The sequence below is a fragment of the Haloquadratum walsbyi C23 genome (assembly GCF_000237865.1).
Taxonomy (GTDB): domain Archaea; phylum Halobacteriota; class Halobacteria; order Halobacteriales; family Haloferacaceae; genus Haloquadratum; species Haloquadratum walsbyi.
This window is the reverse complement of record NC_017459.1, coordinates 1,851,260-1,862,939: the sequence shown is the minus strand read 5'-3', so window position 1 is coordinate 1,862,939 and position 11,680 is coordinate 1,851,260. Positions and strand designations below refer to the sequence as shown.

At 48.7% G+C, this 11,680-nt stretch carries 5 protein-coding genes; 3 read left to right on the top strand and 2 right to left on the bottom strand.

Annotated elements, in window-relative coordinates; genetic code table 11:
* Positions 1-17: 17 nt before the first annotated feature.
* Together HQRW_RS08205 and HQRW_RS08200 are read left to right on the top strand one after the other, a co-directional pair.
* A complete protein-coding gene (locus tag HQRW_RS08205; RefSeq protein WP_014556224.1) occupies positions 18-1,328 on the top strand; it encodes an ABC transporter ATP-binding protein in 1,311 nt (436 codons plus the stop codon).
* A gap of 56 nt (positions 1,329-1,384) precedes the next feature.
* On the top strand, positions 1,385-3,730 hold the full coding sequence (locus HQRW_RS08200; protein ID WP_231852287.1) for an ArnT family glycosyltransferase: 2,346 nt from the start codon (positions 1,385-1,387) through the stop codon (positions 3,728-3,730).
* A 162-nt stretch (positions 3,731-3,892) separates the two neighbouring features.
* On the opposite strand, the gene HQRW_RS08195 is transcribed toward HQRW_RS08200, so the two are convergent.
* Together HQRW_RS08195 and malA are read right to left on the bottom strand one after the other, a co-directional pair.
* A complete protein-coding gene (locus HQRW_RS08195) occupies positions 3,893-4,150 on the bottom strand; it encodes a hypothetical protein (protein ID WP_011571771.1) in 258 nt (85 codons plus the stop codon).
* Positions 4,151-4,841: 691 nt separating this feature from the next.
* Positions 4,842-6,980, bottom strand: coding sequence for an alpha-amylase MalA (gene malA, locus HQRW_RS08185; protein WP_014556222.1), 2,139 nt, complete (start codon positions 6,978-6,980; stop codon positions 4,842-4,844).
* Between the two features lie 93 nt (positions 6,981-7,073).
* Here malA and HQRW_RS08180 point away from each other — a divergent pair, with 93 nt between their 5' ends.
* On the top strand, positions 7,074-11,621 hold the full coding sequence (locus HQRW_RS08180) for a glycoside hydrolase family 15 protein (protein ID WP_014556221.1): 4,548 nt from the start codon (positions 7,074-7,076) through the stop codon (positions 11,619-11,621).
* The last annotated feature ends 59 nt before the right edge of the window (positions 11,622-11,680 follow it).

Below are 11,680 nucleotides of genomic sequence, written 5' to 3'. Positions count from 1 at the left end.
CGCATTCAGACGAACAGATGAATAGTTCAAAAACAACTCAGAAGACGCGCCGATCACCTGTAAGTGATGAGAATAATCACACAGATGAGGTTCTCGAATTGTGTGATTTACAGAAACATTACGGGACGGAGACTGTAGTTGATCACCTCTCATTATCGGTGAATTCTGGTGAGATTCTGACTCTCTTAGGACCCTCTGGGTGTGGAAAAACAACCACGCTGAGACTGATTGCCGGACTTGAAGCTGTAGATGGTGGTACAGTGCGTCTCAACGGCAAAAATGTAACTGGATCTTCATTTGTTCCGCCAGAGCAACGCGGTGTCGGGGTTGTGTTTCAGGAGTTCGCACTCTTTCCACACCTCACCGCACGCGAAAACGTTGCTTTCGGATTGACAGACCACTCTTCAGCTGAAACTGATCATCGTGTTGATGAATTACTTGAATTAGTTGATCTTCCAGACCAAAGTGAAAGTTATCCTGATGAACTCTCAGGTGGTCAACAGCAGCGCGTTGCACTCGCTCGTTCGCTCGCTCCTGAACCCGATATTTTATTACTTGATGAGCCATTCTCAAACCTTGACGTAGACTTACGAGTTGCCATGCGAGAAGAAGTACGTCGAATCCTGAAAGAAGCAGGAGTCACAGCTATTTCGGTGACACATGATCAAGAAGAGGCGCTTTCTATCTCTGATCGTGTCGCGGTGATGAGTGATGGCCATATTGAGCAGGTTGGTAGACCAGAGGCAGTGTTCCAGCATCCAGAATCACGATTCGTCGCGAGCTTCCTTGGATATGCAAGCTTTATTCCGGGATATGTCTCCGGTGATGTGGTACAGACAGAGGTTGGAACGGTGCCGCGCGAGCAGATTCACGGACTTGCATCAGAATACAATCAAACGCGTATTGATCTTCTTGTCCGTCCAGATGATGTGAGCGTCTGTCGGAGCAATCCGGATAGGAATGACAGACAAACTACGGACCACGGAAATATGACCGCTGACGGTGCCGGTACTCATACTCAGTTCACGAATACGACCAAAACCACATCGAGTCCGATTTCCGGGACAACAGTTGATGAACATGCTGACAAACAAATTAACGAGTATGGGTGTGGAGAGGTTGTTGCTCGTCGGTATCTCGGTCCGACGTTCCTATACGAAGTTGAACTTGAGACTGGTGAGTCTGTTCAGTGTATGCATAATCATGATGAGGATATTCCAGAAAGCGGCGTCGTTGATATCGAAATTAATGCCGATCATGAACTTGCATGGTTCCCTCGCGAACAGCGACCGGATGAGACGGATGAGCGATACCCTCGCGGTATCTGAGCATTTTTCATTTTTACCCCTGTTCGCTGTCCAGCATGCATTTTATTTATAAATTTATGCGCTCTGATAATACTTTATTGACACGGGTCCGTGCTCGTCTTCCAATATCTATTCGGACGCTTCTTGCAGGGATACTTGCTGTTGGAACTGGGTTGCTTGTTGCACTCGTTGCTATCGACGTATTCCCATATCATTCGATTAATGATGACGAGGCAGTTTACCTCACGCAGGCAGCATTACTGCTTGATGGGGCGTTCTTCATTGATCCGGCACCATATCCACCCGAGGCAGTCCGCCCATGGTTTTTTATTCTTGATGATAGCGCTGTAGGAACACAACTGTACAGTAAGTACACTCCTGTCGTTCCCGCTCTCTTTGCAGTTGGGTATCGTCTTGGTTTTGGGACTTGGACGGTTGGACTCGCACTCATTGCAACAGGGACCGCAGGTGGTGTCTATCTACTTGCCGCACGGGCGTTTGATCGAACTATTGGCGTATGTGCAATTGTCGTCCTTGCAGGATCTCCGATGTTTTTACTCACCTCAGCAACATTCCTGTCATATGCTCCGACAACTTTTCTCAATGTCATTTTTGCGCTTGCGTATCTTCATTCGTTTCGTGCGCATGACCAGCGCTTACTCACCTGGGGATGGGCTATTGCTACTGGCTTTGCAACCGGTATAGCGTTTTTCGCCCGACCATACACAGCACTGTTATTTGCTCTTCCATTTATCATCCATACACTGGTTACTGTTGGTCGTCACCTACGAGATTTTGGATGGTCACATCAACAAACACGCGTTGCAGTGACCCGTGCATTTCTCACAGCAATCGCTGGATGTGTCATCGTTGCGGTCGCGTTATGGTACAATGCAATTGTGACAGGCGACCCGCTCACTTTTCCATATGCTGCCTTTGCTCCAGCCGATGGGCTCGGGTTTGGTCCTCATGAGTTGCTCTCATATGAGGCAACATATACGCCCGAAATAGCGTTGAGAACAACAATAATCATTCTTCAATCACTTGCTACCGAGTGGATCGCTGCAGGAATCATTGGGACCGGATTTAGTATCCTCGGTGGTAGCGTTGTCATATATGATATTATCATTGGGTCATCAGATCCCGACAAGTCATCACTTCCCAGCTCGACTATCTCGCTGCTCTTGATATCAATCATTCCGACTGTCGTTATCGGTGAAGCGTACTTTTGGGGGACATATAATGGATTACAGAACGGTCTCATCGATCTTTTAGGACCCTTTTATCATTTTGATATTCTCATTCCAATCGCAATCTTTGCTGCTGCTGGATTTGTCACGCTATTTCGTCGTCTCATCACAGTGCTCACGATATTTACGACCAGGCAGCGGGCACGCATTGTGATCGGTATTATACTCATTATGACTGCGCCTATTATTGGAGTCACCGGAGAGTCTGTTTTGATGGATCCAATCGAAGCAAATGGTGAACGGAGTGAGTCCCTTGCAGCAACATATGAACCAATTAAGGAACATTCATTCAATAACGCTGTAGTCTTTACTCCAGATACATACGGCGATTGGCAGGCACATCCATTTCAGTATCTCCGATCGGATCCGACTCTTGATGGACCTGTTGTGTATGCAACAGACGGTCCACCACGTCGTGATATGACAGTTATTGATGCAACGAACCGAACGCCGTATCGATTCACATATCGTGGTGATTGGACAGGTGCGGTGGAGCCAGTCACACCAGCGCTGCAGCAACTCTCAGTCCGACGCGGAGCAGTCATACAGATTCAGACAACTGTTGGGCAGCCTCAGAATCTTCAATCAGCGAGTGTCCGGATTGAAACTGACGATGGGTATGCACGATACCAGGTGACACCGGCCAACCACACTCGCAGTGACCAGACAGTACTGGTGCGGTGGTTAATTACTCCAGACGGTGTCTGGGTTCGGAACCTCCCAACTGCATCAACTGGAGGGGAAACAGTACAATTAGATACCATATCTACATTTGCACCATCTGGCTCTGACCTAAGTAGATCAAAGAACGAGTACAAAGCATCACGTGACAACAGAGCCAACATAACTACAAATACAACACAGACTGCTGTGACACTCCCTTCAGGACCATCAGAGGTTGATCTCATGATAACATTCGTTGGTGCAGGTGGTGCAAGTATAACATATCGACAACACGTTTCTGTTGAGACAACAAATACCACAGCATCCATTAAGGATAACAGAAAACCATCAGTTCGAGCGATTTGGCCGGCAAAAACTCAGGTCTGCCGGCTCACGACTGATTGCGGTCGTGAACGAACATGGATTGGACCAACATCTGAAACACTGAATGGCGTCTCGATAAATGCATCAGCAACAGGTTACCACGCTAACGTCTCCTCAGTGGATTAAAACAGCGTCATCACATGATATATGGAATAAGTAAATCTCGCCAAAATCCGATTTTCTTCAGCATTTTATCCCTGTGACTGTGAGTATGACTCCGAGTTGGATTCACAGAGTAACAAGGCGGATGCCACGGGGCTTGACCCGAGGCGATTCACCATTCTATCCTCATTCCTCCATTGGACCAGTAAGATCAATCTCAATCAATCCTTCACGGATTGCATATTCCATCTGCTCATCAAGGGGCATCTCTCTCCATCCACTAGGTCGTGCATCCTCAGGAATCGCCTCAAGTTGATCACGAAACGATATATGGAGGAACTGTCCATTTTTTTCACACGCTGGACATGTTAAAATAATAAGACGAACTCGATATGGTCGATCCTCCGTGTGCCCACAGCGTGGGCAAATATACGACTCTGTCACTATTTGCTCGTATGTGCTACAGTAACTCGAATGTATGGAATAAATGAAAACATGAACTAGAAATGATAAATCTATGCGTATATAAATAAGGATTGAATCTCTGTGAACTACCCCGCCCTCAGCGAGGTCGTCAGGCCGAGCAGGGCGGGGTTGGGCTTCCTGCTTCTACGACGTTGTCAGACTGCGTCTGACAGCCCACCAGACGGAGTCTGGTGAACGCACTTTGCAGATACAGGTGTATCCACAGGGAGTGCAGTCTCCACAGGCGTTGACGAATCGCGGGGCGATTCGTTCGCACACCAGAACCAGAAATCTCCGATTTCTGGGGACGTTTCTTCGGAGTGTCCCACTCCTAGTTGCTCGACGAGGTGATTCCGTGGGACAACGCACGCTTCTTGTTGCGTTTGAACGCTATCCCTGTCCGTCAGCCTCGCAAGAAGCGAGTCGTTCCGAATGGAACGACGAGCGAATCGAAGCCGACAAGTCGGAATGCCCATCTTACTCTTTTGTCCGGCGTCCGATGATATAACTGCTTACATAGGCGAGTCTGCCGACGCACAGTGTGCAACCAGATGATGATGGCGCTGTATCCTCTCCCTACTGCGCTCCTTGTCCGCTCGCGCGGACTGCGGTTCCTCGAGGGAAGGGGGCTTAGCGCCTGTATTCAGCTAATATCAGATAAAAGAGACGATCAATTTATATCTGAGTTGACAGTGGCTGCAAAGACACCAACATTATTAATAACAAGTCCCTCAGCATCTGCGGCTGATTCGCCCGTCACTAGATTCTCTGCACTGACATCGACATTGACCGATTCATTACTCTTGATTTCATCGTTATTTCTAGGTATACTCGTTTCTGCGATTGTAACAGTGACCGGTGTCTCCCCAAAATTGAGGATACAAACATAACTTTCTTCATCTGCACGTCGCTCATACGCAACGACGCGTTCAGTATCAACTGACGTCTCAATATCATCCACAATAGTGTAATCAACCGGGTTGATTGACCCATCAACGCCAAGAGCTGATATCTCATTACGAAGTTCAATTAATCGCTGATAATGTGTGTAAATTTTCTCACGAGCATCATCCCATGCAAGTGCATCACGTCGTCCTCGCTGCCCTATCTCCTGCCCACCATAGAGCATCGGGACACCTGGAAGCGTGAATAACGCTCCGGCAACAGCCATTGCAGCATCTTCACCGCATTCGACAATATACCGGGTTTCATCATGGTTCTCTGCATATAGCATAAATGCGGCATGCGGTGGGAATCCAGCTGCTTCTCGTTGATCTATTGCATCAAGAATCCCTGCGGCGTCAGCATGTCCACGACCGACCTCGCGAAGTGTGGAGTAAAGCGTTGTATCGAAATGCATGTCAAACATCCCACCATGGAAGTCCGCAATATATGGAATTGTCTCGTCTAAGAGGAGAAACTCTGGGTCATGTGTCTTTACCCGGTCACGGAGCTCTCGCCAGAAACTGTTTGGAACTGCCCATGCCATATCACATCGAAACCCATCGGCCACTTCCATCCACTTATCTACCACATCAAGTAAGTGACGGCGAACTTCCAAATTCTGGAAATTCCAATTGGCAATATACTCCCATTCGAAATACGTCTCTGGCTCATCCTCACTACGCCAGGCGTACCAGTCGTGATACGGTGAGTCTGGATTTCCAACAGCGTCCTGATAGAATGGATGATCACGCGCAGAGTGATTCAATACAAGATCAAATAATACCGTCATCCCTCGATCATGCGCCGCATCAACAAAGGTTTCATATGCCTCACTATCGCCGAGATCCGATGCAATATGAAAGAAGTCAGTGATGTTGTATCCATGCGGTGCATGGTCATTTTGCAGCACTGGCGTGAGCCACAAACAATCAACCCCAAGTTCTGCGAGATAATCAAGGCGCTCAGTGAGTGCAGTAAATATCGAGTCTGTCTCTTCATCGTCAACAAATCCTCGGACATAGATCTCATACAGTGTAACGTCTGTCGCCCATTTTGGAGGCTCATTTGGGCGCCGAATGTTAATCGCGCGATTACTGATGTCTAGTTGTTCAGCATCACTCTCAACTATGTCTGTTTGTCTGTTAGTATCTCCAGCGCGAGTCTCTGTTTCAACAACTACTTCACCACCGTCAGGTTGCGGATCTCTGGTAAATTCAATACTATCTGGGACACTGTATACATCGGTAACAGCGACAGCATGAATGCGAACACGTCGCCCAACAGCCTCCAGTGGAATCCGCATTTCGCGGTCTGTGGTGCTGACGACATCTGAACTAACATCATCTCGGTCATCGATAAGGAACTCAACATCAATATCTGAGTGAGTCGACTCATTATCTGGTCGTGTCTGGGCATCTGCAGTAATAACGAGTTCATCACCCGCAACATCACCCTGAAGTTGAATCCGCGGTCGCCCGCGTTCTACCGTATCATCACGCATCCCAGACCCCGACCCTGAGACGCCAGCACTCTTTCTAACTGGTTGAGCTGAACCACTTTGATGACCACTGACACCACCAGAACCGCTTTCACCTCCGGGTATTGTGATCGGTGCGAACGACCCAGGAAAGACACGTATAGTGAGCGAATAACTGTTGACTGTGCTTTCGACACCTATCTGGAATATTCCAGGGGTGTCAGGAGCAAACTCAACAACTGGCTCCTCTGAGGGCAATTTGATTGTGCTTGATGCTGGTGCACGCTCAATATGCCATTGGTATGACATTTCCGGATCTGGGTCACGGGGAGACAACTGCAGTGATTCCCCAACTGCAATAAATCGTGGCGGACCTGGATGCTGCATATTCGTATCAATGCAGGCAACTGTCTTTGCTTTTACTCTACATTCTCATTATGACCTACGAATACTTATGTTGGCATCCACTCATTCGTGTGTATGAGACTTCGGACCGCGCTGAACGAATACAAGCGCGACCGCGCGCGGCAATTTCCTGAGGAGTCCCCGACGACAACCGGTGCGTTCTCGGGACATGGAGACCGGCTCGTCCACGTCGGTCGCGATGGAGCAATTCGCGATTATTCTGCGGCGCTTTCTGGGCTTTATGGTATTGACCGTTCGCGGTTTGCGATCGAGGCAGATGGTGACATACGATGGTTTGATGATCTTGAACTTGTCCGTCAACATTACTATCGAGAAACAAGCCTTGTCGAAACCGAATTCGATGCTGGCGGATATACAATCCATCAATTTGATCTGACAATCGGACGTGCGCATCTAACACACGTTGAATTACAGGGAGCTATTCCAACAGACGCTCATCTCACAGCATTCGTAACACTCGCTCCAGAAGGTCGCGAGACACGGGTTGGTAGACTTATCCATGAGAATGGAGGTCCGGGAAATACCCATGCTGTTGAGGTATATCATCGTAATGAGCATGATTATATCACTGCTTCAACCGGTCTCAGTGATGTTCGAGGGCAGATTCCTGAGCGATTTGATGAGATACTCTCATCTGAGACATTTACTTTCCCCCGTGAGGCAGTGCTTGAGCAGTATGAGGATACACATCTTAGTAGTGATATCGTTGTTTCAGCACCGCTCGAACGCGACGGGCGAGCTGTCCAGACAACACTCGTCACACAATTATCAGATCATCAAGAGGTATCTCGCGACGAAGCACTCAGTGACCTCCGGAATTGTGCGGTCGAACATAAAAGTGCTGATGATATTCGGACAGCAGCGCGAGAACGCGCAGAAATTTCCGTTTCAAATCACATTCCACGCCAACAGATTGTTCGTGCTGATCTCCGAGCACTATCGCTGCTTCAAGCACCTGCTGGGTCTCACATTGCTGGACCTGAGTTTGATCCTTTCTATGCACACTCCGGCGGATATGGATATACGTGGTTCCGTGATGAAGCAGAGATATCGCGATATCTCTTAGATGCGGGATCGATGCTCAATATTGATGTCCAATCTCAATTGAAGACTGTTGCAGCATTTTTCTGTGATACGCAACTCACGGATGGATCTTGGCCACACCGAGCTTGGGCTGTCGATGGATCTCTTGCTCCAGGCTGGGCAAATGCACGTGTTGAAAACTCAGAAAAACCGGAATATCAAGCTGATCAAACCGCAAGTGTGGTCACTTATCTTGCGAGTGTTCTTGATGAACATGGCGACGCATTCGATCAGAATGAGATTGACCGAATTCAATCAGCCATTGCTGATGGGATTGAGGCGCTTGATGACTCACTCACGGCTGATGGGCTTCCAGAACCATGTCAGAATGCATGGGAAAACATGGTCGGTCAATTCGTTCATACAGCAGCAACATTCCTTGAAGCATACGCGACTGTTGCAAATACACCGCTTGACCCAGCACTATGTAAACACGCAACTGGTCAGGCAATGACAGTATATCAAGGATTAGATGCACTGTGGAGTCACCGTGATGAGCAGTATGCACTGAGACTTGATGATGGTGAACGCGATATTCGAGCCGACTCCGGGTCGTTTGCGCTTGTGAGAGCATTTGCTGAGTATGATAAACTCACTGGGCTTGATGAGACAGGGCTTGACCGGCTTGAATCACATCTTAAAACGACGTTGCGCACACTATATCGAACAAGCTCAGAGACGGATGCTGTTGCTGGACTTGTTCGATTTGATGGTGACTCTTGGCGGAGCGGGAATCAAGATAATGAAAAAGTGTGGTCAGTCGCAACTGCATGGGGAACTAGCGCCGCGGCTGAAGCAGCAGTACTATTCGAAACACACGATCGACTTGATGTAGCGGACACGCTGTTCGGATGGGCAACAGACCTCTATAAGATTCTTCGCCCCGATGGACCATTGACTTCTGAAATGGGCTATTTCGCTGAGCAAGTGTTCGATAATGGGGATATAGATAGTGCAACCCCAATAGGATGGTCACATGCACTCCGATTATACGCAACGGCTGTTCTTGAGGAACATGATGCCTTACCCGCCCCGAAATCAGCACCGTCTGGTCCTGGTCGGCAACCGCGGTGGACAACCGGTGAGAAATACGGAGTCGGGACCGTTGCTGATCACACTGCGTCTGACTCCTCACGTGTTTGGTTTACACTCACTGAGGGATCATTGACCGAACTTCGGTATCCACGTGTTGATCTGATGAACTTTCGAACGGTTGATTTTCTCATTACCAGTGCTGCTGGTGACAGTGAGTACACAGCACGAACACACAATGAAACACGCCAAGACGATCAAACAGACACAATCGAACGACGTGCAGAGGCTATTGATGATGAATCATTGCTGTTCCGCCATGTTATCACAGAGACAGGCGATGGACGTGGGCATCAATGGAATCTAACTGTCGAGTACGCGAGCGATCCTGCGCACGATGCGCTTTTAGCTGATGTCACATTCGATGCCCATGACAACAATGAGTATGAACTCTACGTTATTGCGAATACAGCACTCACAAATTCAGGCGCAACAGACCGTGGGATTCGACTTGGGAGCGATCAATATCAACTTGTAGCCCGTGATACAGAGGCATATGACCAGACTGGTGAGACAAAACCGCTTCTTATTGACGAACACGGTCAAGAGTACAGTGTTGCGGCTGCGATAACCTCAACAAGTCGATTTGACTGGGCGACTGTTAGCGTTGCCGGATCTGCATATCTTTCAAAGCTATTCAGTGAAGGGACCGTCCCAGAGCAAATCACAGAGGTTGATGATGAGAATGTCGTGCTTGTTGGTCGGGTTGGGAATGGTGCAGCGGTTACGGAAACGCTTGCATTTGGCTTTGCTGAGGATGCTGATACGGCTGGTGCACTTGGAGAAGCAGCCGGAGCGTTGACTCGTGGATATGAAACTGTTCGCAGTTCATATATCGATTCATGGAAGACATTCCTTGCCGATAAGCCGCTGCCAGATTCTGTCGCAGATGACCCGACACTTGCTTCGCAGTATCGGGTCAGTCTTATGACACTCAGAGCTGTTGAAGATAAGACTTTCCTCGGTGCTGGGATTGCTTCACCATCTGTTCCATGGGGCGAGGCTGTTGCTGCTGATGAGGCAAAGGGATATGGATATAATTTTGTATGGTCGCGAGACCTTTATCAGGTCTTTACTGTCTTTGATGCGGTTGGCGATATCGATACAGCAACAGAAGCTCTGCAGTATATCTACCGATACCAGCAGGATAACCGTGGATTTATTCCACAAAACACCTATCTGAATGGTCGGACGCGGTGGGGTGGTGAACAGATGGATAATATATCATTCCCACAAGTAATGGCGTGGACACTCCGCCAGCATGGCGTCACATTTGATGACGTTGAATATGGATATCAGAATATCAAACGCTCCGCGGATTACGTTGCTCGCAACGGACCACCAACTGCACAAGAACGATGGGAAGAAGAGTCAGGCTATTCACCATCATCAATCGCGGCTGAGATTGCTGGGTTAACCTGTGCGAGTGATATTGCAATTGAAGAGGGACACGCCGCAGACGCACTCACTTGGATAGCACTTGCAGATGAGTGGACTGAAAATGTCGAAACATGGACCGCGACAAACACCGGAACTGACCGGCATCTAAATACTCCATATTATGTTCGTGTCACTCGTGATGGTAACCCAGATGCAGGGCAACTCCGGACACTTGCAAATAATGGACCAACGCTTGATGAGCGAGAGATTATCGATGCTGGATTTCTTGAATTGGTCCGGCTTGGAATTAAGCCGGCGACCGATGAGACGATTCGCAACTCCATCGCTGAGGTTGACAGCACAATTCGTGTTGATTCCCCGCAGGGACCGGCGTTTTACCGATACAATGGTGATGGATATGGTGAACGCGCTGTCGAAGATGAGGGTGCTCCATGGTCAGTTGAATCGAAGGGCAAAGGACGGTTATGGCCGATCTTCACTGGTGAGCGTGGTGAATATGAATTAATGCATGGTACCGAAACCGGTGACCTCGCTCCACAGAATCTGCTTGAAACGATGGCTGAATTCGCGAATTCTGGACGAATGATAGCCGAACAGGTGTGGGATCGCGAACACGGTACCGAATACAACTGGGTCTTTGGTGAGGGAACCGGGGCAGCAACACCACTCGCATGGTCAATGGCGCAATATGTCCGACTCGCACATGGTATTGACGTTGGCGAGCCGGTTGAGATGCCTGCTGTCGTTCGGGATCGATACGTTGAGACCGATCGACCAGCGGGTCCACTACTACAGGTAAGCACTCGGTTTGCTGGCGACGATGTGATTGTGTCTGGACGAACTGATGCTGCAATCATTGCGGTGAAAACGGGAACAGAAACAGCAATTATCTACCCAGACCCTGCGGACGAATCATTTGAGCTTGCACTTCCAGCCGAACACGCAGAAAATCAGCTTCTCGTCGCCGCAGCTACAGATACTGATCTCAAGGTCGCTGGAACGTCTGTCACCCGATCTCGAATTTGAATTCTTATCGGCAAAGCCCTGAGAATTCACCTTTGTCACTGCCCGCGTTCTTTTCTTTG